Source organism: Micromonospora sp. KC723, assembly GCF_004348595.1.
Lineage (GTDB): Bacteria > Actinomycetota > Actinomycetes > Mycobacteriales > Micromonosporaceae > Micromonospora.
The window spans coordinates 1-23,394 of sequence record NZ_SMKD01000033.1; the positions used below are offsets into that span (position 1 = coordinate 1).

At 72.5% G+C, this 23,394-nt stretch carries 19 protein-coding genes and 1 pseudogene; 9 read left to right on the plus strand and 11 right to left on the minus strand.

The window, feature by feature from the left end; translation table 11 throughout:
- Positions 1-132: 132 nt before the first annotated feature.
- Entirely contained in the window at positions 133-1,188 is a 1,056-nt protein-coding gene (locus E1165_RS10390; RefSeq protein ID WP_132390147.1) for an NAD-dependent epimerase/dehydratase family protein, read from the plus strand.
- Here the strand turns inward: E1165_RS10390 and E1165_RS10395 are convergent.
- From E1165_RS10395 to E1165_RS10410, 4 genes are all read right to left on the minus strand, one after another.
- A complete protein-coding gene (locus tag E1165_RS10395; protein ID WP_132390149.1) occupies positions 1,142-2,008 on the minus strand; it encodes a universal stress protein in 867 nt (288 codons plus the stop codon). The genes E1165_RS10390 and E1165_RS10395 overlap by 47 nt on opposite strands.
- Entirely contained in the window at positions 2,005-4,413 is a 2,409-nt protein-coding gene (locus E1165_RS10400; RefSeq protein WP_132390152.1) for a phosphoketolase, read from the minus strand. Before E1165_RS10400 ends, E1165_RS10395 begins: the two co-directional genes overlap by 4 nt.
- Before the next feature lie 76 nt (positions 4,414-4,489).
- Positions 4,490-5,329 (minus strand): universal stress protein, encoded by an 840-nt coding sequence (locus tag E1165_RS10405; protein WP_132390154.1) that lies wholly within the window; start codon positions 5,327-5,329, stop codon positions 4,490-4,492.
- Positions 5,330-5,432: 103 nt separating this feature from the next.
- Complete coding sequence (locus E1165_RS10410) at positions 5,433-6,218, minus strand: PP2C family serine/threonine-protein phosphatase (protein WP_132390157.1); 786 nt, start codon at positions 6,216-6,218, stop codon at positions 5,433-5,435.
- A gap of 116 nt (positions 6,219-6,334) precedes the next feature.
- On the opposite strand from E1165_RS10410, the gene E1165_RS10415 reads away from it, so the two are divergent.
- From E1165_RS10415 to E1165_RS10440, 6 genes are all read left to right on the plus strand, one after another.
- Positions 6,335-6,571 (plus strand): HTH domain-containing protein, encoded by a 237-nt coding sequence (locus E1165_RS10415; protein ID WP_132390160.1) that lies wholly within the window; start codon positions 6,335-6,337, stop codon positions 6,569-6,571.
- Positions 6,571-7,149, plus strand: a complete 579-nt coding sequence (locus E1165_RS10420; RefSeq protein WP_132390163.1) for a Clp protease N-terminal domain-containing protein — start codon at positions 6,571-6,573, stop codon at positions 7,147-7,149. The genes E1165_RS10415 and E1165_RS10420 overlap by 1 nt, the downstream gene beginning before the upstream one ends.
- A 105-nt stretch (positions 7,150-7,254) precedes the next feature.
- Positions 7,255-8,262 carry a diacylglycerol kinase family protein gene (locus tag E1165_RS10425; protein ID WP_132390166.1) on the plus strand — a complete coding sequence of 336 codons (1,008 nt, stop codon included), beginning with the start codon at positions 7,255-7,257 and terminating at the stop codon, positions 8,260-8,262.
- Positions 8,255-9,256: a YihY/virulence factor BrkB family protein gene (locus E1165_RS10430; protein WP_132390168.1), complete on the plus strand. Its 1,002-nt coding sequence runs from the start codon at positions 8,255-8,257 to the stop codon at positions 9,254-9,256. The genes E1165_RS10425 and E1165_RS10430 overlap by 8 nt, the downstream gene beginning before the upstream one ends.
- Positions 9,257-9,335: 79 nt before the next feature.
- Positions 9,336-10,823, plus strand: a complete 1,488-nt coding sequence (locus E1165_RS10435; protein ID WP_132390171.1) for a phosphatase PAP2 family protein — start codon at positions 9,336-9,338, stop codon at positions 10,821-10,823.
- 12 nt (positions 10,824-10,835) lie between these two features.
- Positions 10,836-11,645, plus strand: coding sequence for an endonuclease/exonuclease/phosphatase family protein (locus tag E1165_RS10440; RefSeq protein WP_132390174.1), 810 nt, complete (start codon positions 10,836-10,838; stop codon positions 11,643-11,645).
- Positions 11,646-11,792: 147 nt separating this feature from the next.
- On the opposite strand, the gene E1165_RS29845 is transcribed toward E1165_RS10440, so the two are convergent.
- The 3 genes and pseudogenes from E1165_RS29845 to E1165_RS10450 all read right to left on the minus strand — a co-directional run bounded on the left by E1165_RS29845 (position 11,793) and on the right by E1165_RS10450 (position 13,650).
- Positions 11,793-12,110, minus strand: coding sequence for an alpha/beta fold hydrolase (locus tag E1165_RS29845; protein WP_243704694.1), 318 nt, complete (start codon positions 12,108-12,110; stop codon positions 11,793-11,795).
- Positions 12,017-12,691 (minus strand): annotated as a pseudogene (locus E1165_RS30690) (alpha/beta fold hydrolase); the annotation flags it as partial. The gene E1165_RS29845 and the pseudogene E1165_RS30690, both read right to left, overlap by 94 nt.
- On the minus strand, positions 12,688-13,650 hold the full coding sequence (locus E1165_RS10450) for a TIGR03557 family F420-dependent LLM class oxidoreductase (RefSeq protein ID WP_132390176.1): 963 nt from the start codon (positions 13,648-13,650) through the stop codon (positions 12,688-12,690). The pseudogene E1165_RS30690 and the gene E1165_RS10450, both read right to left, overlap by 4 nt.
- A 442-nt stretch (positions 13,651-14,092) precedes the next feature.
- Between E1165_RS10450 and E1165_RS10455 the strand changes: the two genes are divergently transcribed.
- A complete protein-coding gene (locus E1165_RS10455; RefSeq protein ID WP_132390178.1) occupies positions 14,093-15,469 on the plus strand; it encodes a cellulase family glycosylhydrolase in 1,377 nt (458 codons plus the stop codon).
- Positions 15,470-15,601: 132 nt separating this feature from the next.
- On the opposite strand, the gene E1165_RS10460 is transcribed toward E1165_RS10455, so the two are convergent.
- The 4 genes from E1165_RS10460 to E1165_RS10475 are packed head-to-tail and all read right to left on the minus strand — an operon-like array spanning position 15,602 to position 21,039.
- On the minus strand, positions 15,602-17,815 hold the full coding sequence (locus tag E1165_RS10460; protein WP_132390180.1) for an alpha-galactosidase: 2,214 nt from the start codon (positions 17,813-17,815) through the stop codon (positions 15,602-15,604).
- Complete coding sequence (locus E1165_RS10465) at positions 17,812-18,723, minus strand: carbohydrate ABC transporter permease (protein WP_132390183.1); 912 nt, start codon at positions 18,721-18,723, stop codon at positions 17,812-17,814. The genes E1165_RS10460 and E1165_RS10465 overlap by 4 nt, the downstream gene beginning before the upstream one ends.
- The gene (locus E1165_RS10470) at positions 18,720-19,682 is read right to left on the minus strand and encodes a carbohydrate ABC transporter permease (protein ID WP_132390186.1); all 963 of its coding nucleotides are present in this window, start codon (positions 19,680-19,682) and stop codon (positions 18,720-18,722) included. Before E1165_RS10470 ends, E1165_RS10465 begins: the two co-directional genes overlap by 4 nt.
- 22 nt (positions 19,683-19,704) lie before the next feature.
- A complete protein-coding gene (locus E1165_RS10475) occupies positions 19,705-21,039 on the minus strand; it encodes an ABC transporter substrate-binding protein (RefSeq protein ID WP_132390189.1) in 1,335 nt (444 codons plus the stop codon).
- A gap of 279 nt (positions 21,040-21,318) precedes the next feature.
- Between E1165_RS10475 and E1165_RS10480 the strand changes: the two genes are divergently transcribed.
- A complete protein-coding gene (locus tag E1165_RS10480; protein ID WP_132390192.1) occupies positions 21,319-23,364 on the plus strand; it encodes a beta-galactosidase in 2,046 nt (681 codons plus the stop codon).
- Positions 23,365-23,394: the final 30 nt, after the last annotated feature.

Here is a 23,394-nt window from a genome sequence, read left to right on the forward strand (position 1 = left end):
CCCCCGCCGATCCGACAGCACGGACATCCGGAACACCGCCCCCGGACAGGCGCTGACCCGGACACCGGCCACCGCTTCTGCTGGCGGCAGATTCGCTGTGCACAGCGTCCGGTATCGGCCAGGCTGGGGCGCATGAGACTGCTGGTACTCGGTGGCACGGGCTTCGTCGGCGGCGCGGTGGTGGCCGAGGCGGTGCGCCGGAACTGGCCGGTGACGGTCTTCAACCGTGGGCTGCACGGGGCGACGCCGGAAGGCGTACACCGGTTGCGGGGTGACCGGACGGCGCCGGACGGGCTGGCGGCGCTCGCCGGCGGCGAGTGGGACCTGGTGGTCGACACCTGGGACGGCGCGCCACGCGCGGTGCGAGCCGCGGCCCGGGCGCTGCGCGACCGCGCCGGACACTACGCCTACGTCTCCAGCGGATCCGTGTACGCCCATCCGGTGCCGCCCGGGGCCGGCGAGGAGGCGCCGGTGGTGGTGGCGGCGCCGGACGCCCCGGACGGTGACTACCCGTCGAACAAGGCCGGCGGCGAGCGGGCCGCGGTGGCGGTGTTCGGGGACCGGGCGCTGCTGGTCCGGGCCGGGCTGATCCTCGGGCCGGGGGAGGACATCGGCCGGCTGCCGTGGTGGTTGCTCCGCATCGCCCGGGGCGGTGACGTGCTCGCCCCCGGGCCGGTCGACCTGCCCGTGCAGTACATCGACGTGCGGGACCTGGCGGCGTGGACGCTCGACCGTGCCGCCGCCGGCACCGGCGGGCCGTTCAACGTGATCAGCCGCCCCGGGCACACCACCATGGGCGAGTTGCTCGCCACAGCGGTCGCGGCGACCGGCTCGGACGCCCGGTTGCGCTGGACCGACCCGGAGCCGCTCCTGGCCGCGGGCGTGGTGCCGTGGAACGACCTGCCGATCTGGGTGCCGGTGGGCCACGAGTTCCGCTGGTTGCAGGAGCGGGGCGTCGACAAGGCGTACGCGGCGGGGCTGATCTGCCGGCCGGCGGCCGAGACGGTCGTCGACACCTGGCACTGGCTACGTCGGGTCGGGTCGGTGCCGCAGCGCGCCGGCCGGCCGGCCCGGGCGCCGGTCGGGCTCGACCCCGCGCGGGAGGCCGCGCTGCTCGCCGCTGACCGCCCGGCCGCCCGGATCAGTGTTCCCGGGCCACCGCGACCGGGCAGTGCGCGTGCTGGATGAGCTGCTGACTGACCGAGCCGAGCAGCATCCCGCGCAGCCCGCCCCGGCCCCGGCTGCCCACCACCACCAGCCGGGCGTCCCGGCTCGCCTCGACCAGCGTCGCGGCAGGGTTGCCGGGCGTGACCACGACGTCGACCGGCAGGTCGGGGAAGGCCTCCCGCCACGCGGCGAGCGACTCCTCCAAGGCGGCCCGCTCCCGGGCGGCGACGGACCGCTCGTCGTGGTCCGACGGCGGCCACCGTCCGCCCGGCGGTTCGAAGACCCGCATGACCCGCAGCGGCGTCTTCCGCTTCGCGGCGCGCTCCACCGCGAACCCGAGCGCCACCCGGGACGGCTCGGAGCCGTCGAAGCCCACCACGACCGGACCCGCCGCGCCGGTGCGCCCCTCGCGGACCACCACCACCGGGCAGTGCGCGTGGGCGCTCACCGAGACGGTGGTGGAACCGGCGAGCAGGCCGCCGAAGCCGCCGTGCCCCCGGCTGCCCAGCACCAGCAGCCCGGCCTCGGCGGAACCCTCCTGTAGCACCAGGGCGGGCGGGCCGTCGAAGACGTTGCCGTGCACGGTGATGCCGGGCCGTGCGGCGGCGGCGTCGGCCGCCGCCTTGCCGACCAGCTCCTCCACCTGCCGGCGGGTCGTCTCGTCCAGCCAGATCCCGGGGGCCATTCCCGGGTTGATCCAGCCGCCGATCGTCAGCCACTCGAAGACGTACGCCAGGCGCACCGGGCGCCCGCTGTGCTGCGCCTCGTCCAACGCCCAGTCCAGCGCCAGCCTGGCGTCGGCGGAGCCGTCGAAACCGACCAGGATCTCGTCGCCGCTCATGCCGTCGCCCCCGCCCCGTCGGTCGGATCGGTCTCGCGGATCCAGCGCCACTCGGCGACCCGCGGGTCGTCCTCGCCGTACCTGCGGGTGTGGTCCCGGCAGCTCTGCCGGGCGTCGACCAGCTCCTGGCGCAGGTGGGCGGCGCGCGAGGCGAGCCCCGGCACCCGGTCGATCACGTCGATGACGAGGTGGAAGCGGTCCAGGTCGTTGAGCATCACCATGTCGAACGGCGTGGTGGTGGTGCCCTCCTCCTTGTAGCCGCGTACGTGCAGGTTGCCGTGGTTGGTCCGGCGGTAGGTCAGCCGGTGGATCAGCCACGGGTAGCCGTGGTACGCGAAGATGATCGGCCTGTCGCGGGTGAAGATGGTGTCGAACTCGTTGTCCGGGAGGCCGTGCGGGTGCTCCGACGGCGGCTGCAGACGCATCAGGTCGACCACGTTGACCACCCGTACCCTCAGCTCGGGCAGGTGCCGCCGGAGCAGGTCGGCCGCGGCGAGGGTCTCCAGGGTCGGCACGTCCCCGGCGCAGGCGAGTACCACGTCCGGCTCGCTGCCCTCGTCGGTGCTGGCCCAGTCCCAGATCCCCAGGCCGCGCCGGCAGTGCTGGATGGCCTCGTCCATACCCAGCCAGCTCGGCAACGGCTGCTTGCCGGCCACCACCACGTTGATGTAGTGCCGGCTGCGCAGGCAGTGGTCCATCGTGGAGAGCAACGTGTTGCCGTCCGGCGGCAGGTAGACCCGGACCACCTCGGCCTTCTTGTTGACCACGTGGTCGATGAAGCCCGGGTCCTGGTGCGAGAATCCGTTGTGGTCCTGCTGCCACACGTGGCTGGAGAGCAGGTAGTTCAGTGACGCCACCGGCTGCCGCCACGGGATGCCCCGGGTCACCTTCAGCCACTTGGCGTGCTGGTTGACCATCGAGTCGACGATGTGGATGAACGCCTCGTAGCTGGTGAAGATGCCGTGCCGTCCGGTGAGCAGGTAGCCCTCCAGCCAGCCCTGGCACAGATGCTCGGAAAGCACCTCCATCACCCGGCCGTCCGGGGAGAGGTGGTCGTCACCCTCGACGGTGCCGGCGACGAATGCCCGGTCGGTGACCTCGAAGCAGGCGCCGAACCGGTTGGAGGCGATCTCGTCCGGCCCGAACAGGCGGAACGTCTGCGGGTTGCGGCTGATCACGTCGCGTACCCACCTGCCCAGCACGCCGGTGGCGCCCACGGCCGGCTGGCCCGGCTCCGTGACGTCGACGGCGTAGTCACGGAAGTCGGGCAGTTCGAGGTCCCGCAGCAAACGTCCGCCGTTGGCCACCGGGTTCGCGCTCATCCGCCGGTCGCCCCTCGGGGGCAGGTCGGCCAACTCCTCGACCGGGCCGCCGGTGGCGTCGAAGAGCTCCTCCGGGTGGTAGCTGCGCATCCAGCGTTCCAGCTCGGCCAGGTGCTCGGGGTTCTCCCGTACGTCGGCGAGGGGCACCTGGTGGGAGCGGAACGTCCCCTCGACCCGCTTGCCGTCGACGTCGCGGGGGCCGGTCCAGCCCTTCGGCGTACGCAGGATGATCATCGGCCAGCGGGGGCGCCCGACGGCCCCGCCGGAGCGGGCCCGGCGCTGGATCCCGGCGATCTCGTCGCAGGCCCGGTCGAGGGTCGCGGCCAGCGACTGGTGCACCGTCGCCGGGTCGTCGCCCTCGACGAGGTACGGCTGGTGGCCGAAGCCGCGCATCATGGCGAGCAGGTCGTCGGCGGGGATCCGGTCCAGCACCGTCGGGTTGGCGATCTTGTAGCCGTTGAGGTGCAGGATGGGCAGCACCGCGCCGTCCCGGGCCGGGTTGAGGAAGGCGTTGGACAGCCAACTGCCGGCGAGCGGGCCGGTCTCCGCCTCGCCGTCCCCGATCACGCAGGCGACCAGCAGGTCGGGGTTGTCGAACGCGGCGCCGTAGGCGTGGCTGAGCGCGTACCCGAGTTCGCCGCCCTCGTGGATCGAGCCCGGCACCTCCGGCGCGACGTGACTCGGGATGCCGCCGGGGAAGGAGAACTGGCGAAACAGCCGCCGCATGCCGGTCTCGTCCCGGCTGACCCCGTGGTAGAGCTCGCTGTAGGTGCCTTCCAGCCAGGTGTTGGCGACCAGCGCCGGGCCGCCGTGGCCGGGACCGGTGATGAAGACGGCCGAGAGGTCCCGGTTGACGATGACCCGGTTGAGGTGGGCGTAGAGGAGGTTCAGGCCGGGGCCGGTGCCCCAGTGGCCGAGCAGCCGGGGTTTGACGTGTTCGGGTCTCAACGGCTCCCGCAGCAGCGGGTTGTCCAGCAGGTAGATCTGCCCGACGGTCAGGTAGTTGGCCGCCCGCCAGTAGGCGTCCAGCCGGCGCAGCTCGTCGCCGGTCAGCGGGCCGTGCAGGTCGAGAGCGGTGTCCATGCTGCAATAGCCTTTCGCGCGTCGGGGAACTCCGCACCCGGGCGTCGGTCCCGGGGTCAGGCGTTGGTCCCGGGGGTCAAGGGTGTCCGGCCGCGTCCGGCGGGCCACCGGCCATGCCGCGGACGACGATGACCGGCGACGGCGCGTGGTAGAGCAGGGACTGGCTGACCGAGCCCAGCATGCCGCGCCCCGGCTGGTCCCCCCGCGCGCCGACGATCGTGAGCTGCGCGGACCGGGCCTGCTCCACCAGGACGACGCCCGGGTCGCCGCGTACGGTGTGGCATTCGGTGGCCACCCCGGGGTGGGCCCGACCGGCGCGGGCGACCGTCTCGGCGAGGGCGTCCTCGGTCGCGCCGGGGCGGCCCGGTTCGACCACCCGGATCGCGACCAGTCGGGCCTGCCGGCGGGCCGCGCAGTCCAGGGCGAAACCGAGGGTGGCGGGGGTGCTGTCCGATCCGTCCACCCCGACCAGCACGGGCCCGGGGGGCGGCGGATCGGGGCGACCCACCAGCACCGGGCAGCCGGCCCGGGCGGCCAGCTGCACCGCCGCCACGTCGGCGTGGAGGCACGCCGCCTGGTGCGTCATGCCGCCGTCGCCGACGGCCACCATGAACGCCGAGCCGGATCGGCGGACCAGCGCCGCGACCGGTGGACCTTCGACGATCTCCCCGCGGACCGACACCTCCGGCTCCACCTCGTTGGCGATCGCCGCGGCCCGGGCGATCAGCTCCTCGGCCTCGGCCCGCGGGCCGGCGATCGACGGGGCCGCGAAGGCCGCCTCCCAGTCGAAGGCGTGCAGCAGGGTCAGGTCCCGGCGGTGCGCGGCGGCCTCCTGGGCGGCCAGCCGGACCACCTGCATGCCCTGCGGGCTCGGGCCGACGCCGGCCACGACCGGCCCGCCGGCGGATCCGGTCATCCGGCTCACCTCCCGGGCGTGGCGCACGGCACGGCCGACGCCGTCCCCTCCGACGCTAGCGGGGCCGTCCGTGTGGCGGGCCGGATCGCGGGACGCGGCGCGGTCAGCAGGCGGAACGCACGCGCAGCGCGACGGCGGTGGCGTTGTCGGCGCCGCCCTCGGTGAGGGTGGCGTTGAGCAGGGCCTGGACGGCCTCGGCCGGATCCTGCCCGACCAGCAGGTCCCGCAGCCGGTGGTAGTCGAGCTGGTCGCTGACCCCGTCGGTGCAGAGCAGCCAGGTGTCGCCGGGGCGCACCGGCACGGCGAGCAGGTCCGCCTCGGGCCTGTCGGGGTGGCCGACGTAGCGTAGGAGCTGGTAGCGGGCCCGGGCGGCCTCCGGGGAGTTGGCCGGCCACCAGCCGTGCAGCACCCCGAGCCAGGCCGTGGTGTGGTCGACGGTGACCAGTTCCAGCACCCCGTCGCGCAGCCGGTACGCCCGCGAGTCGCCGAGCTGGACGATCCAGCAGTGTTCGCCGTCCGGCTCCACCAGCAGGGCGGTGAGGGTGCAGCCGGTCAGCTCGTCCAGCGCGGCGCCGGCCCGGCGTACCCGGATCTGGGACTCGGCGACGGCGGCGCGCAACTCGCGCGGCCCGATCACCGGCCACCTGGCGCGGATCAGCTCGACCAGGGTCTCCGTCGCGACGGTGGCCGCGAGCCGGCTGCCCTCGCCGTCGCCCATGCCGTCGGCGACGACCACCAGAGGCAGTTCCGGGTCGACGTGCCACGCGTCGAAGTTGCCCCGGTAGCGGTGGCCGACCACGCTGCCGTCGGCGATCTCCAGCGTGACCGGACCGACGGCCAGGCGGCGGGTGGCCGCGACGGTCAGGGCGGCGGAGCGGCGACGGAACACGTGCGGACGGTAACACCATCGCAGCCTCGGACCGGGCGTCCGCCGTTCGTGTCGGCGGACGCCGCCTCGTGTCAACGTGGGTTGACGCGAAGGGTGTGTCAATGTAGGTTGACAGTATGAGTCAGGCGACGGAACTCGCGGCGGCAGCCGGCAGCACCGACCCGAGGGTCGGGCTCCGCGCGGTGCTCGCCCTGCGCCGGCTGCTCGAACGGTTGGAGGTCGTCCAGGTGGACAACGCCCGTCGACAGGGCTGGTCCTGGCAGGAGATCGCCGACGCGCTCGAGGTCAGCCGGCAGGCGGTCCACAAGAAGCACGCCGGTCGACCGGCGGTCCCCGGCAACAGGGAGGCATGATGTTCGAACGGTTCACCGACCGGGCCCGCGTGGTCGTCCACCGGGCGATCGAGGAGGCCCGGGTCGAGGGGCGGCGCCCTGTCGGCACCGAGCACCTGCTGCTCGCGCTGCTCGCCGACGGCGACGCGCTCGCCGGCCGGGTGCTCGCCGACGCCGGCGCGGTCAACGCCGACCTGCGCGCCCGCATCGCCCGGCACACCCGTAGCGGCGTCAGCGGGCTCGGCGAGGCCGACGCCGCCGCGCTGCGGGAGATCGGCATCGATCTGACCGCGATCGTCGCCCGGATCGAGGAGTCCTTCGGCCCGGACGCGCTGCGCGAGGCCGCGCCGGCCCCCCGCCGCCGCTGGGGCCTCCGCCGGCACGACGGCGGGCGCTTCTCCCCCCGGGCGAAGAAGGTGCTGGAGCTGTCCCTGCGCGAGGCGCTGCGGCTGCGCCACCGGCACATCGGCACCGAGCACATCCTGCTCGGGCTGCTCCGCGAGGGCAGCGGGCTCGGCGCGCTGGTGCTCACCGAGGCTGGGCTGCACCTGGACGACCTGCGCCGCCGGGTCGAGACCGCCGTACGCGCGGCGGCCTGACCGGGACACGCTCCCGGCGGCGGCCGGACCGGATCGGTGCCGGTCGGCGCAACCTGCGGTCCCCGTGGGCTCGCTGACCGGCCCCGGTTGCTGCACACTTGCGCCGTGGACGGTGGAGAGCACGAGCGCCCGGTGACCGCCGACGACCCCCCGCCACGCTCGGCGGTCGTGGTCAACCCGGTCAAGGTGACCGATTTCGACGCGTTCCGTCGTACCGTCGACGACGCGCTGGCCGCCGCCGGCTGGCCCCGGCCGGTCTGGTACGAGACCACCGTCGAGGATCCGGGCCGGGGCCAGACCGAGGCGGCCGTCCGCGACGGCGCCCAGGTCGTCTTCGCCTGCGGCGGCGACGGCACCGTGATGGCCTGCGTCAGTGGGCTGGTCGGCACCGACACCGCGCTGGCCGTCCTGCCACAGGGCACCGGCAACCTGCTCGCCGCAAACCTCGGCCTCTCCGCAGACCTCGCCGCCGGGCTGGCGGTCGCCGTGGAGCGCGGCCTGCGCCGGCTCGACGTCGGCGTGGTCGGCGACCGGCACTTCGCCGTCATGGCCGGGATGGGCTTCGACGCCCAGATGCTCCAGGACACCTCCGAGACGACCAAGGCGCGGATCGGCTGGCCGGCGTACGTCGTGGGCGCCGCCAGGCACCTGCGGGACCGCCCGATGCGGGTCACCATCACCATCGACGACGAGCCGCCGCTTCGCCGCCGGGCCCGTTCGGTGCTGGTCGCCAACGTGGGCCGGCTCCAGGGCGGGGTACGCCTGCTCGCCGACGCCGAGCCGGACGACGGCTGGCTCGACGTGGCCGTGCTCACCCCGCGTACGCTGCGGCACTGGCTCGCCCTGGGATGGGGGGTGTTGCGCCGGCGCGGCAGCGTGCCCCGGATGGAGGTGTTCCGGGCCCGCCGGGTCGAGATCAGCAGCGACCGACCCCAGCCCCGCCAGCTCGACGGCGACCTGATCGAGCCGGGGCGCTCGCTCCGGGTCGAGATCCGGCCCGGGGCGCTCTGGCTCTGCGTGCCGCGACCCGAGCGGGACCCGGACCTGGCCCGCGACGTCGACGCGGTGGGGGAGCGCGGCGAGCAACTGGTCGAGGAGGCGCGCCGTGAGTAGCACCCGGCTCGTGCCGGAGACCCGGCTGATGGCGGCGCGGGAGCTCTCCGCCGACGACGCCTGGCACACCCTGCGCCGACACGGCGGCTGGTGCCTGCTGCGGGACGCGTTCGTCCGGTTCCGCTACGGCGACGGCTTCAGCCACTCGCGGGCCCTGGCCCTACAGCTCTGCCTCGCCGTCGTGCCCTTCATGATCGCGTTGACCGGTCTGAGCAGCGAACTCGGCGTGGAGGAGGGCGGGCAGGTCGTCGCGGACACGGTGCTGGCCCTCACCCCGGGGCAGAGCGAGGAGATGGTCCGGGAACTGCTCAGCGAGGGCGACCGGATCGAGCGCCGGGGTGAGCTGGCGCTGAGCCTCGGTCTGCTGACCGGGCTGGTCGCCCTGACCACCACCATGGCCCAGATCGAACGCGGCGCCAACCGGATCTACGGCGTCGAGCGGGACCGTCCGGCGCTGTGGAAGTACCTGCGGGCCAGCGTCCTCGCGGTGGCGGCCGGCCTGCCGGCGCTGGCCGGATTCCTGATCCTGGTCGGAGGCCGGGCCATCGGCGACTCCGTGCAGCGACACTACGCCTGGGGCGACGTCGCCGCCGGGGCCTGGGACGTGATCCGCTGGCCGTTGAGTCTCGGACTGACCGTGGTCGCGGTGGCGGTGATCTTCCGGCACGCGCCGCGCCGCAACCAGCCCGGGCTCACCTGGCTGGTCTTCGGCGCCGGCATCGCCACCGCCCTGTGGTGGCTGGCCAGCCTGCTGCTCGCCGCGTACGTCAGGTTCGGCGGCGGGTTCGGCCAGACCTACGGCGCGTTGACCGGCATGATGGCCCTGCTGCTCTGGGCCAACGTGACCGGGATGGCGCTCCTCGGCGGGCTGGCCTTCGCCGCGCAGTTGGAGGCGATGCGGGTCGGGGCGCCGGAGCCGGCCGAGCCAGACCTCTGGGTGCCGGAGGCCGACCGGGAGGCGTCCCCCGAGAGCGGTGAGATGACCTCGCTGTAGAGCCCGGGACAGCCGCCCCGCGTGTACGCGCCACGCCGATCGGGTACAGCGCCTCGCCAAGGGCGCAAGGGAGGCTGCCGTGAGCGCGGTCAAAGAGGTGTGGCGACGGCCGCTCGGTCATTTCACCGAGCGGACCCTCACCGGTCTGGTGCTGGTTCTCGGCGCCGGGGTCGGCTTCGGGCTGCTGCTCGCCCTGGTCCGGGCCGAGTGGGCCCCGCTGTACGACGTGGACCACGGCGTCGCCGCCTGGCTCAACGACCTGGTCGCCCCGCACGGGCCGCTGGTCACCGTGCTCACCGCGCTGACCGGCCTCGGCGGCCGGACGGTGATCATCTGGCTGGTCTCGGTCGCCGTGATCGGCCTGTTGATCCGCCGCCAGGGCCGGCTCGCGGTCTTCCTCGTCGTCACCGGCCTCGGCGCGCTGATCCTCGACCCGGCACTGAAGGCCCTCGTCGGCCGGCTGCGCCCGGAGGTGGCGGTGCCGATCGGCGTGTACGCCGGGAACAGTTTCCCCAGCGGGCACGCCCTCGGGTCGTTCGTCGCGTACGGGGCGCTGCTGCTGGTCTTCCTGCCGGCGACCCCGCGCCGCTGGCGCGGGCCGGCCTTCGCGCTGGTCGCCACGCTCATCGTGTTCGTCGGGCTGACCCGGATCGCGCTGGGTGTGCACTTCCTCTCCGACGTGCTGGGAGCCTGGCTGCTCGGCGCGGCCTGGCTCGGCGTCACCGGGTACGCCTTCCGGCTGTGGCGGCTGGAGCGGGGCCGGCGGGTCCCGGCGTTGACCGAGGGGCTGGAGCCCGAGGCCGCGCACGAGGTCGCCCCCGCCCCCGACGAGGCGCACCTGCTGCCGCACCCCCGGGCCGCCGTCTTCGAGCTGGTGGTCGGCTGGGTGCTGGTCCTCGGCGTGCTCTACGGCTTCGGGATGTTCGTCAGCTACCACGCCGGCGGCACCTTCCTCGCCACCCTCGACACCGAGGTGCCGAGGTGGTTCGCCGAGCACCGCACCCCGGCCGGGGACGGGTTCAGCTACTGGTGGAGCAAGGCCGGCGACACCCACGCCATCCTGCTGATCTCGCTGGTCTTCTGCCCGCTCGTGCTGGCGGTGTGGCGGCGCTGGCGGCCGGTGCTCTTCGTGGCGCTGGCCATGTTCGGCGAGTTGAGCCTCTTCCTCACCGCCGCGGCGGCGGTGGACCGGCCCCGTCCGCCGGTCGGCAACCTCGACGGCCCGATGCCCACCTCCTCGTTCCCGTCCGGGCACATCGCCGCCACCATCTGCGTCTGGGCTGCCGTCACGCTGGTCGTCTTCCCGCGTACCGACCGCTGGTGGCGCTGGCTGTTCCTGGCGCTCGCGGTGGTCATGCCGGCCGGCGTGGCGGTCTCCCGGATGTACCGGGGCATGCACCACCCCACCGACTTCATGGGCGCGATCCTGCTCGGCGGGCTCTGGATCGGGCTGCTGTACTGGGTGGTCCGCCCCAACGCCGACGTCTACGAGGGGAACCGGCCGGCGATCGAGTCGGAGCAGGTCGACGAGCTCGACGACGAACTGGCCAGGGCCGCTCGGCCGTAGTGGGACGCCGGCATGCTGCGGGTGATGACCTGGAACATCAGGACCGGCGGGCGGGACCGCCACGGGTCCGACCGCCGGGACCTGGTGGTCGGGGTGGTCAGCGCGCAGCGACCGGACGTGCTGGCCCTGCAGGAACTGCGCGGCTTCGACCGGGGTGGGCTGCTCGACGAGTTCGCGGGCCGGGTGGGGATGCGCCCGCACCTGGCCCGCTCCTGGTTCGGGCAGCCGGTGGCGGTGCTGGTCCGCCCGCCGCTACGGGTGCTGGCCACCGGTCGGGTGCGGAGGCCCTTCCACCACGCCACCGCCCGGGTGGTGGTGGTCACCTCGGCCGGGTCGCTGGCCGTGTTCTGCACCCACCTGAATCCGTACTCGGGAGGCCGGCGGCGGATGGAGGCGGACTGGTTGGCCGCGGCGGTGCGGGCTGCCGGCGGTCCGCTGGCGCTGGTCGCCGGCGACCTGAACGGTCTCGACCCGATGGTCGAGCACGCCGACCGGCTGGCCGCCCTGCCGGCGCACCACCGACGCCGGCACCTGCGACGCGACAACCACACCGTCGACACCCGCGCGGTGTCCCGGCTGCTCGCCGCCGGCCTGGTGGACCTGTGGCGGGTCGGGGCGGGAGACACCGGGGAGGCCGACGGGCTGACCGTGCCGACCCGGCACGGCGGGGCCGAGTTCACCGGGATGCGCCTGGACTACCTGCTCGGCACCGCTGCGGTGGCCGAGCGTGTCCGCCGGGTGCGGGTGGTCCGGGGCGGGGAGGCCGACCTGGCCTCCGACCACTACCCGGTCGTCGCCGACCTGGACCTGGACCCGGCCTGACCGGCGACCCGCAGGCGTCGGGCCCGGTCGACACCCCAGCCGGCGAGCAGGTTGCGCCGACGTGGGGCGCTGCCCGCCCGGCTGCCTAGAGCACCAGGTTGAGCAGGACGGTCAGCACGACCGAGGCGAGGACCGAGAAGAGGATCATCAGGAGGCAGCCGACGCCGCCTCCGGCGGGCCGGATCTCCGTGTTGCCGATGCGCATGGGACCACCATCTCAGGATTGGGGGAGAGTAGGGCGCGGATCGCGTCGGCGACCTGCCGGGGAGCGGTGGTGGCGACGTTGTGCGCGGCGCCGGGCACGTCCACCTGACGGGCGTCGGGCACCAGCCGGGTGACCTGGCAGCGCCAGGCCGGCGGTACGACCGGGTCGCGCGAGCCGGCCACCACGAGGGTGGGCGCGGCGACCTGGGCCAGGTCCTCCTCGACCGGGTTGCGGACCGAGTGGCAGAGGGTGGCGTACACCCGCCAGGGGCGGGCGTCCCAGACGTCACGTAGCCGATCGGCGCCTGCAACGGGGCCTCCCGCAGGGTGTCGACGAGCCAGCGGCCGACCTGGCCGGAACGGGACCGGGCGGTCGGGTCGGTGGTGGGGCCGGCGAGCACCAGCGCGCGGACGGCGTCCGGGCGGCGGGCCGCCAGCGCGGCGGCGACCTCCGCGCCGAAGGAGTGACCGACCAGGCAGACCGGCGGCATCCGGTACGTGTCGAGCCAGGCCGCCAGGAACGCGGCGTGACCGCTCACGTCGTACGCCTGCCCGGGGTGTTCGGTGAGGCCGAAGCCGGGCAGGTCCGGCGCGTACACCGGATGGGTGGTCGACAGCGCGACGGCCAGCGGGGTGAGGTACCGGTGCGAGACGGCCAGTCCGTGCACCAGCACCACCGGTGGGGCGTCGCCGTCCGGCCCGGCGGCGCGGCGGGTGTGCGTGCGCAGCCCGTCGACCAGCCGCCACTCGCTGGTCAGCCCGGCCGCCGGCCGGGGCGCGGCCAGGGCGAGCCGGAGCTCGTGCGGCCCGAAACGCCCAGGGGCGGTCGGCCGTGGTCTCACAGCTCGCGCAGCCGGGGCAGTAGCTCCTCCTGCGCCCAGTCGAGGAACATCGGTTGGGTTTCGCCGCCCACCTGGACGATCGCCACGTGGGTGAAGCCGGCGTCGACGAACTTCTTGAACGCCTCGACGTGGGCGTCCACGTCGGGGCCGCAGGAAATGCCCTCGGCGACGTCGTCCTCGCGGACGAACTGGGTGGCGGCGGCGAAGGCCTCCGGGCCGGGCAGGTCGGCGTTGACCTTCCAGCCCATGCCGAACCAGCGGAACTGGTCGTGCACGATCTTGCGGCACTCGGCCTCGTCCGGGCCGTAGCAGATGGCGACCTGCCCGAAGCGGGGCTGGCCGGTGCCGCCCGCGTCGTCGTAGAGCTGGATGATCCGCGGGTCCGGTTCGGTGGCGACGACGCCGTCGGCGTACTCGGCGGCGAGCGCGGCCGAGGACGGCCCGGAGGCGGCCACGGCCATCGGGACGGGTCGGTCGGGCCGGTCCCAGAGGTAGGCCTCCGGCACGTCGTAGTGGTTGCCGGAGAAGCTCAGCGTCTCGCCGGCCAGCAACGGCCGGATGATCTGCAGCGCCTCCTCGAACATCTCGTGCCGTTGTTGCACGTGCGGCCAGGCGCCGACGACGTGTTCGTTGAGGTTCTCCCCGGCGCCGAGGCCGAGGGTGAACCGGCCGTCGGAGAGCGCGCCCATGGTGCTGGCCTTCTGCGCGACGACGGCCGGGTGGTACCGGCGGATCGGGCAGGTCACGAAGGACATCAGCTCGGCCCGGTGGGTGGCGTGGGCGACCGCGCCGAGCACCGACCAGGCGTACGGGGAGTGGCCCTGCGAGTCCAGCCACGGATAGTAGTGGTCGGATATCACCAGTTGATCGAAACCGGCGGCCTCCGCCCGTACCGCGTAGTCGACGAGTTGCCGGGGACCGGCCTGTTCGCACATCAGGGTGTAGCCGACGGTGACCATCTCTGGTTTCTCCTTCCGCCCAACGGATCGTCACCGGATACCCCGGCGGGCGGTGGCCAACCCTGCTGTCCGTTTCGGCCCGCCGGTCCGCCCACGGTCGCGCCGTCGGCCCACCGGGCGAGGGGTCGGTGGATGTCGATCCTTGACGTGGTCGTCGAGCCGCGTCTACCGTCGAAACTTAACCGGTTCAGGCCGGAGTGGCGTCACATCCTGTGGTGGGGATGCTCGCCTCTGTGGCGGCCCACGTTCTCCGTGGGCTGCCACAGACCTCGCCGGACGGGTGGCCAACTTAACCGGTTGCTTTCCCATATCCATCGCCATACGCTGATGCCTGCGCACGACCGGGGAGTCGGGCGGCGGCTGCCGGGCTGCAGCCGTCCGTCACCGTCATCACCACCAGCACCCCACCAGGGCACGGGGTCGACACCTCCTGAGGACAATCATGAGAAAGCGACTCGGCGTCGCCGGCGTTGCCCTGCTCACCGCGCTCGCCGCCATCTTCGTCTTCGTCCAGCCGGCGCACGCCGCGGCCGGGTTCACCGTCTCCGGCGGGAAGCTCTACGACGCCAACGGCAACGAGTTCATCATGCGGGGCGTCAACCACCCGCACGCCTGGTACCCGCAGCAGACCAGCTCCTTCGCCAACATCAAGGCGCTCGGCGCGAACACCGTCCGGGTGGTGCTGTCCAGCGGCGACCGCGGGACGAAGAACAGCGCGGCCGACGTCGGCAACGTCATCTCCCTGTGCAGGACCAACAGGCTGATCTGCGTGCTCGAGGTGCACGACACCACCGGCTACGGCGAGGAGAGCGGCGCGATCAGCCTGGACCGGGCGGTCGACTACTGGGTGAGCATCGCCAGCGCCCTGCAGGGGCAGGAGAAGTACGTCATCGTCAACATCGGCAACGAGCCGTACGGCAACCAGGGCTACGGCACCTGGGCCACCGACACCAGCAACGCGATCAAGCGGCTGCGCGCCAACGGCTTCAGCCACACGATCATGGTGGACGCGCCGAACTGGGGCCAGGACTGGTCCTTCACCATGCGCGACAACGCCGCGTCGGTGTTCGACGCCGACCCGCAGAAGAACACGGTCTTCTCGATCCACATGTACGGCGTCTTCGACACCGCCGCCGAGATCAGGGACTACCTGGGTCGGTTCCGTGCCGCCAGGCTGCCGATCGTGGTCGGCGAGTTCGGCCACGACCACTCCGACGGCAACCCCGACGAGGACACCATCCTGTCGTACAGCCAGGCCAACGGAATCGGCTACCTGGGCTGGTCGTGGAGCGGCAACAGCAGCTACGTCGGCTACCTCGACATGGCCATCGGCTTCAACCCGAACAACCTGAGCAGCTGGGGCCAGCGCATCTTCAACGGCGCCGACGGGATCAAGCAGACCGCTCGGGAGGCCTCCGTCTACGGCGGCACCACGCCGACCCCGAGCAGCCCGACCCCGAGCAGCCCGGCGCCCAGCTCGCCCGCGCCCAGCTCACCGGCGCCCAGCTCACCCGCGCCGGGTGGCTGCACCGCGACGTACACCGTCGTCAACTCGTGGGCGGGCGGCTTCCAGGGCGAGGTCAGGGTGACCGCCGGCAACGCGGCCGTCAACGGCTGGACGGTGCGGTGGACCTTCACCAACGGCCAGGTCATCAGCCAGGCCTGGAACGCCGAGGTGACCCGCAGCGGGTCGGCGGTGACCGCCCGCAACGTCTCCTACAACGGCCGGCTCGGCGCCGGTGCCAGCACCAGCTTCGGCTTCGTCGGCAGCTGGAACGGCACCAACCCGGTTCCCACGGTGACCTGCGCCGCGAGCTGACCATTCCGTTCACCACCGGTGGCCGGGTCCGCAGCGGACCCGGCCACCGGCCCGCTCCGGTACGACCACCGGCCGTCGCCGCGGATCGGTGGACGGGCCACCCGGGACGACCGGTAGGACAACCCAACCCGCTCAGTCGGCGGCGGTGACCTCCAGCAGCAGCGCCTGCTCGGGGTGCAGCACCGGCATCTGGAGTCCCACCGAGCCGAGCGCCGCCCCGCCGAGCGTCACGCCGTCGTCCGAGGCCAGCCAGGCCGGCGGGGCGTGTTGCATCACCGCCGGTGCCGGCACCCCGGCGGGTGGGCGTACCCGGTAACGGCGGGCCGGATCGAGGCCCGGCAGCCGGACCGGACCCGGGACCTGCGCGGTGGAGGTGGTCAGGCGGGACACCGCGTACACGGCGTGGGAGCCGTCGTGGGCGACCACCCCGTGTGCCTGCACCGCCGGGTCCGGGTGGTCGACCCGGACCACCCGGCCGCCGTGCAGCAGCGGACGCAGCCGCTTGTGCAGCGCCACCCAGGCGGCCAGCTCGGCGCGCTCGGCGGCGCTGATCCCACTGATGTCCCACTCGATGCCGTGGTGGCCGAAGAGCGCGGTGACCGCCCGGAAACCCAGGTCGTGCACCCGGTGGGTGGTGTGCGAGCGTTCCGGCCCGATGTGGGTGCCGACCAGCTCCGGGGGCAGCAGCAGCCCGGTCCACCGTTGGATCGACAGCCGTTCCAGGGCGTCGTTGCAGTCGCTGGCCCAGACCCGGTCGGTGCGGCGCAGAATCTCCAGGTCGACCCGGGCCCCGCCGGAGGAGCAGCTCTCGATCTCCACCCCGGGGTGCCGGCGGCGCAGCTCGTCCAGCAGCCGGTAGACGGCCACGGTCTGCGCGTGCACCCCGGGCCGGCCGGCGTGCCCGGCCTCGGTGAGGTCCCGGTTGTGGTCCCACTTGAGGTACGCGATGCCGTCGTGCTGCGACAGCAGCGCGTCGAGCCGGTCGAGCAGGTGGTCGTACGCGTCCGGGTGGACCAGGTCGAGCACCTGCTGGTACCGCCACGAGGGCGGCAGTCGTCCGGGCACCTGGAGCACCCAGTCGGGGTGGGCGCGGAACAGGTCGGAGTCGGGGTTGACCATCTCCGGCTCGACCCAGAGCCCGAACTGCATCCCGTGCCCGCGGACGTGGTCGATCAGGGGCTGGAGCCCGTCGGGCCACACGTCCTCGTCGACGTGCCAGTCGCCGAGGCCGGCCTGGTCGTGCCGCCGGCCGCGGAACCAGCCGTCGTCGAGTACGAACCGTTCCACACCCACCTCGGCGGCCCGGTCCGCCAGGGCGGTCAGCCGGGCGAGGTCGTGGTCGAAGTAGACGGCCTCCCAGACGTTGAGGGTGACCGGCCGGGGGGTGCGCGGGTGTTCGGGACGGGCCCGCAGGTGGGTGTGCAACACGTCGCTGAGGCCGTCCAGCCCGGTGGCCGAGTGCACGGCGTGCAGCAGCGGGGTGGCGTACTCCTCCCCGGGACCGAGGACGATCTCACCGGGGGTGAGCAACTCTCCGCCGCCGAGGGTGGCGTCGCCGGTGGGGCGGCGTTCGGCGACGGTGACGTGGTCGCCGCTCCAGGCGGTGTGTACCGCCCACAGTTCGCCGTGGCCGAAGCCGAAGCCGGCGGTGCCCGCCACCAGCAGCAACGTCGCGTCGTGTCCGGTGCGGCCGTGCCGGCCCTCACGTACCCAGGCGCCCATCGGCCACGGGTGCCGCTGCGGGGCGCGTTCCCGGCACCAGCGGCCGGTGAGGTCGAGCAGTTCGGTGGCGACCGCCGGCACCGGCAGCACCGGGGTCAGCTCCCGCAGCTCGTACGGGGAGTCGCCGTCGTTGCGCAGCCGGTGCCGCAGCGTCAGCAGCCCCGCCGGGTCGAGCGTGATCTCGATGGTCAGCGACAATCCGGCGGTGGGGTCCGAGGCCCGCACGGTCACCCGCGCCGCGCCAACCCCGCCGTGGTTCCGGGCCCCGTCGGGTACGCCCACCGTGTTCCCGTCCGGGGCCGCGTGACCCGGTTCGGGGCCGGCGTCGTCCACGTCGAGGGCGTCGAGGAGGAAGGCGGTCGACCAGTTCCGGCCGTCGCGGTGGCCGGCGAGCCCGGGCCGGCCGCTCCAGCCGGCGCTCGCCTCGGGCAGCAGCGACAGCGCGACCGGCTGGTCGAAGCTGCTCGGCGCCACCGGCGGGACGGTCACGGCGGCCAGGGCGGGCAGGTCGGCGGCGGGTGTCGGGCCCAGGTCGGCGCCCCAGTGCAGTACCCGGGGCAGGCCGACGCCGCGCGCGTCGAGCACCAGGCTGGTCCGCGCGCGGCGCAGGTGGATGATGGTCATCCCTTGGACGCTCCCAGGGTCAGGCCTCGGACGAACTGCTTCTGCAACAGGAAGAAGACGACCAGCGTGGGGATGGCGACCAGCACCGATCCGGCCGAGACGAGGTTGTTGTCGGTGAAGAACTCGCCGCGCAGGTTGTTCAGCGAACTGGTCATCGGCAACTTGTCACCGGAGCGCATCAGCACGGTGGCCCAGAAGAACTCGTTGTAGATCCAGGTCACCTCCAGGGTGGCCAGCGCGGCCAGCGCCGGCCGGCACAACGGCATCGTCACCTGCCAGTACTGCCGCCAGATGCTCGCGCCGTCGACCATCGACGCCTCGTACAGCTCGCGGGGCAGCGCCTTCATGTAGTTGCTCAGCACGAAGACGCAGAAGCCGCACTGGAAGGCGACGTTGATCAGGATCAGTCCCCAGTAGCTGTCGTAGAGCAGCTCCGAGTCGCTCATGAACGCCGGTAGCGGCACCTCGGTGAAGATCCGGAACAGCGGGATCAGCAGCGCCTGCTGGGGCAGCAGGTTGGCCGCGGTGAACAGGCCGAGCAGGACGATGTTGAGTTTCCAGTTGAACCGGGCGATCACGAAGGCCACGCAGGAGGCCAGGAAGAGCGTCAGCAGCACCGCCGGGACGGTGATGTAGACCGAGTTGAGGAAGTGCTTGCCGAACTCGGCCGTCCGCCAGGCGGTGATGTAGTTGTCGAACGTCCAGCCGCCGAGCGAGACGTACCCGTGGGTGGCGGTGTACTCGTACGACCGCAGCGAGGTCAGCACCGCCCAGAGGACCGGGAAGAGCCAGCCGATCGCGATCGCGCCCAGGAACAGGTGCAGCACCACCCGGGCGGGTCGCAGTGGCGCGCGGTGGGCGACCGGCGTACCGGCCGCCGGCTCGCGGGTCAGCGTCGCGGTGTTCATCGCCGGTCCTCCCTCATGACGACGGCCAGGTAGGCGGTGATGAAGATCAGCGAGATCATCAGCATGATCGTCGCCAACGCCGAACCGAAGCCGATCCGGCTCGCCTCGCCCACCACGTTCGAGGTGACCAGGGCGGAGATCAGCTCCAACCCGTTGCGGCCCTTGTTGATGACCCAGACCAGGTCGAACGCCCGCAGCGACTCGATCACCGTCACCACCAGGACGATGATGTTGATGGGCCGCATCACCGGGAACACGACCCGGAAGAAGGTGCTGGCCTCCGACGCGCCGTCGACCGAGGCGGCCTCCCGCAGCGACGGGTCGACACCCTTCAGGCCGGCCAGGTAGAGCAGCATGATGTACCCGACGTGCCGCCAGCCGGCGGCGACGAGCACCGCCCAGATGTTGACGTTCGGGTCGCCGTACCAGTCGGTGCTCGTGCCGAGGACGGCGTTGAGCAGGCCCTGGTCCCGGGAGTAGATGAGCTGCCAGACGAAGCCGATCAGGGCCAGCGACAGCACCACCGGCAGGTAGAGCGCGGTCTGGTAGAACCGGCTGCCGCGGATCTCCTTGTCGAGCAGGACGGCCAGGAACATGCCGAGCGGGGTGGCGACCACGAAGAGCGCCGCCAGCCAGAGCAGGTTGTTCTGGATCGCCGGCACGAACGGCGGGTAGTTGTTGATCACATCGGAGTAGTTGCGGCCGCCCACCCACTCGATTCCGCTGAGGGGGCCGATGCCGTCCCAGTTGGTGCCGGAGAGCGCCACCGTGGCGAGTGCCGGCAACCAGACCAGGCCGATCACGATGAGCAGGGGTACGAGCACCATCAGCGTGATCACCACGCGGTCGGTGCGGGACAGGAGCCGTAGCCGGCGGCCGCGGCCACCACCGGTGAAGGTGGTGGTCGCGGCCCGTGACGGCACGGCGCGATCCGCTTGGATCAGGGGCAGGTCGGACACGATTGTCCTCCCCCTCTCGCCGTCAGCTGGAGAAGATCGACTTCTTCTGGTTCTCGATGCTGTTGACCAGCCCGTCGATGTCGTTCGGGTTCTTGATGAACTGCTGGAAGGCCGGGATGATCACGGTGGAGGCGAAGTCGGGCCGGGTGTCCCGGTCCAGGAACTGCGCGATCTCGGTGGCCGAGCCGACCAGTTCGGCGGCCTTCTTCTGCAGCGCGGTGTAGCCGCTGGTGTCGGCCCCGCTGTTGGCGACCAGGGTGCTCGGGTCGTTCTTCACGGTGATGTTCGCCGCGTCCTTCGAGCCCACGTACTCCAGCAGCTTCCTGGCGTTCGCCTCGGACTTCGGCTTGCGGGCCATCATGTAGCCGTCGATCGGCGCGTCCAGGGCCTTCGCCCCGATCGCCGGGTCGATCTCGGGGAAGGTGAAGAAGTCGATGTCGTTCTGCTCGTCGTTGCCGAACTGCTGGGCGACGAAGAGACCGAGCAGGTACATGCCCGACTTCTTCTGCTGCAGCGACTGGGCGGCCTCCTGCCAGGTCCGGCCCAGGCTGTCGGGCTGGTGCAGCGGGAGCAACCCGCGCCAGGTGTCGAAGACCTTCTTGACCTTGTCGGAGGTCCAGGCCTCCTTGCCGGCCATCAGGTCGACGTGGAACTGGTAGCCGTTGATCCGCAGGTTGAGGACGTCGAAGGTGCCCATCGCCGGCCAGCCGTCCTTGTCGGCGAAGGCGATCGGGTTCAGCCCGTCCTTCTTCATCTGCGCGCCGAGGGCGTTGAGCTCGTCGAGCGTCTTCGGCACCTGGTAGCCCCGCTGCTCCCACACCGACTTGCGGTAGAACATCGCCCACGGGTAGTACGAGGTCGGCACGAAGTACTGCTTGCCGTCGTCGCCGGTGGAAGCCTTCTTGAAGGCGTCGGAGTAGCCGGAGAGCTTGCCCCACGTCTCGGTGAGGTCACCGGCCAGGCCCTTGGCGGCGAAGAACCGCATCCGGTAGCCGGCGAACCACATGAACACGTCGTCCGGCTTGCCCTGCAGGTAGTTGTTGATGTTCTCCTGGTAGGTGTTGTGGTCCACCGTGTTGATCTGGGCCTCGATGCCGGTCGAGGTCTTGAACCCGTCCATCACCTTGGCGATGACCGCCTTCGGGTTCGGGTCGGACTGGTTCGAGCCGAGCGAGACGGTCTTGCTGTCCGAGCCGGAGCCGGAGCCCGAGTCGGAGCCGCAGCCGGCGAGCGCGCCGCTGCCGAGCAGTGCGCCCGCGCCGGCCGCGCCGGCGAGCAGACGGCGTCGGCCGATGCCGGCGACGGATGGCGGAACGAGCCGGGCCAGGTACTCGGCCTCGGTGCGTGGACGGGACATGGTGCCTCCTGCCGATGAAGAGGTGCTGCGCCCAGAGGGGGTGTTGGAGGTGGGGGGCCGGTGGTCCGGAATGCCAACATGGATCCATCGCGATCCAACATTGGCAAACACGAAGTGCCGGTGGCGCTTGAAGCTACCCCTCCCCGGCGTGCTGTCAAGAGGGCAGGTCGGGATCGATACCGCAGTGTTTCCAAGTGAGTCACCGAGGTAAACGTTGGAAACATCGGTGATGTTGGAAAGTGTTGACTTGGTGGGCCCGGGGCGGCACGCTCTGCTCTCATGCGGCAACACGGCAGCTGGCAGGGCGACGGCATCTACTACGGCGCGGACTACAACCCCGAACAGTGGCCCGAGGAGGTGTGGGCCGAGGACGTTGCGCTCATGCGTCAGGCCGGGGTCGACCTGGTCTCGGTAGGGATCTTCTCCTGGGCGCTGATCGAGCCGACCCCCGGGCGCTACGAGTTCGACTGGCTGGACAGGGCGCTCGACGTCCTGCACGCCGGTGGAATCAACGTCGATCTGGCCACCGCCACCGCCAGCCCACCCCCGTGGCTGGCCCGACGGCACCCCGAGACACTGCCCCGCACCGCCGACGGGACGATCCTGTGGCCCGGTGGCCGGCAGGCGTACTGCCCCAGCTCCCCGATCTTCCGTGAGCGTTCGCTCGCCCTGGTCGAGGCCGTGGCCACCCGGTACGCCGAGCATCCCGCCGTGGTGATGTGGCACGTCTCCAACGAGCTGGGCTGCCACAACGTGCACTGCTACTGCGACGTGACCGCCGAGGCGTTCCGGGGCTGGCTGCGGGAACGCTACGGCGACCTGGACGCCCTCAACGCGGCCTGGGGCACCAGCTTCTGGAGCCAGCGCTACTACGACTGGGCCGAGGTCAACCCGCCGCGGACCGCGCCGACCTTCGCCAACCCCACCCAGCAGCTGGACTTCCTGCGTTTCTCCTCCGACGAGCAGCGGGCCCAACTCCGCGCCGAGCGCGACCTGCTCAAGCGGTTGGTCCGGCAGCCCATCACCACGAACTTCATGATCGGCACCGGCATCAAGTACATGGACTACCGGTCGTGGGCGGCGGACGTGGACGTGGTCTCCAACGACCACTACCTGACCGCCGCCGACCCGCAGTCGCACCTCGGCCTGGCGCTCGCCGCCGACCACACCCGGGGCGTCGCCGGCGGAGCGCCCTGGCTGCTCATGGAGCACTCCACCAGCGCGGTGAACTGGCAGCCGCGCAACGCCGCCAAGACTCCCGGCCAGCTGCGCCGCAACAGCCTCGCCCACGTCGCCCGGGGCGCCGACGGCGTGCTCTTCTTCCAGTGGCGGGCCTCCCGCGCCGGCGCGGAGAAGTACCACTCCGCGCTGGTGCCGCACGCCGGCCCCGACACGAAGGTGTTCCGCGAGGTCTGCCGGCTCGGTGCCGACCTGAAGGCGCTGGCCGAGGTGCGGGGCAGCCGGGTCGAGGCGGAGGTGGCCATCCTCTTCGACTGGGAGGCCTGGTGGGGCGTCGAGCTGGACTCGCACCCCAGCGTCGACGTCACCTACGCCGACCGGTTGAAGGCCCTCTACGACGCGCTCTGGCGGGCCGGTGTCACCACTGACGTGGTGCACCCGTCGACCGACCTCAGCGGCTACAAGCTGGTGCTGGCACCCACGCTCTACCTGGTCCGCGACGCCGACGCGGAGGCGCTGCGCCGGTACGTCGAGGCCGGCGGGACGGCGCTGGTCACCTACTTCAGTGGCATCGTCGACGAGAACGACCACATCCGGCTCGGTGGCTACCCGGGCGCGTTCCGGGACCTGCTCGGCGTCCGTACCGAGGAGTTCTTCCCGCTGTGCCAGGGCGAGCGGGTCCACCTCGACGACGGCTCCACGGCCGACGTCTGGACGGAGTGGCTGCACCCCGATGGCGCCGAGGTGCTCGCCTCGTACGTCGACGGGCCGCTGCCCGGGGTGGCCGCCCTGACCCGGCACCGCGTCGGAGCCGGCACGGCCTGGTACGCCGCCACCCGGCTGGACGAGGCGGCCACCGACCGTCTGGTGGCCCGGCTGCTCGCCGAGTCCGGCGCGCGTCCGCCGGCGGTGGCCCCCACCGGCGTCGAGGTGGTACGCCGGCGCGGCGCGGACGCCTCGTGGCTGTTCGTCATCAACCACACCGACGCCGAGGTGCGGCTCGACGTCACCGGCGCCGAACTGCTCGCCGGCACGTCCTGTGCCGGCGAGCTGCGGGTGCCGGCCGGCGAGGTCGCCGTGGTTCGGGAGGAATCGGCGGTGGGAGCGATCCCACGGGCTGAGCCGCACCTGCCCTCGGGCTCCTGAGCTGCGTACCGTTTCCTCGTCCGCCCGGTT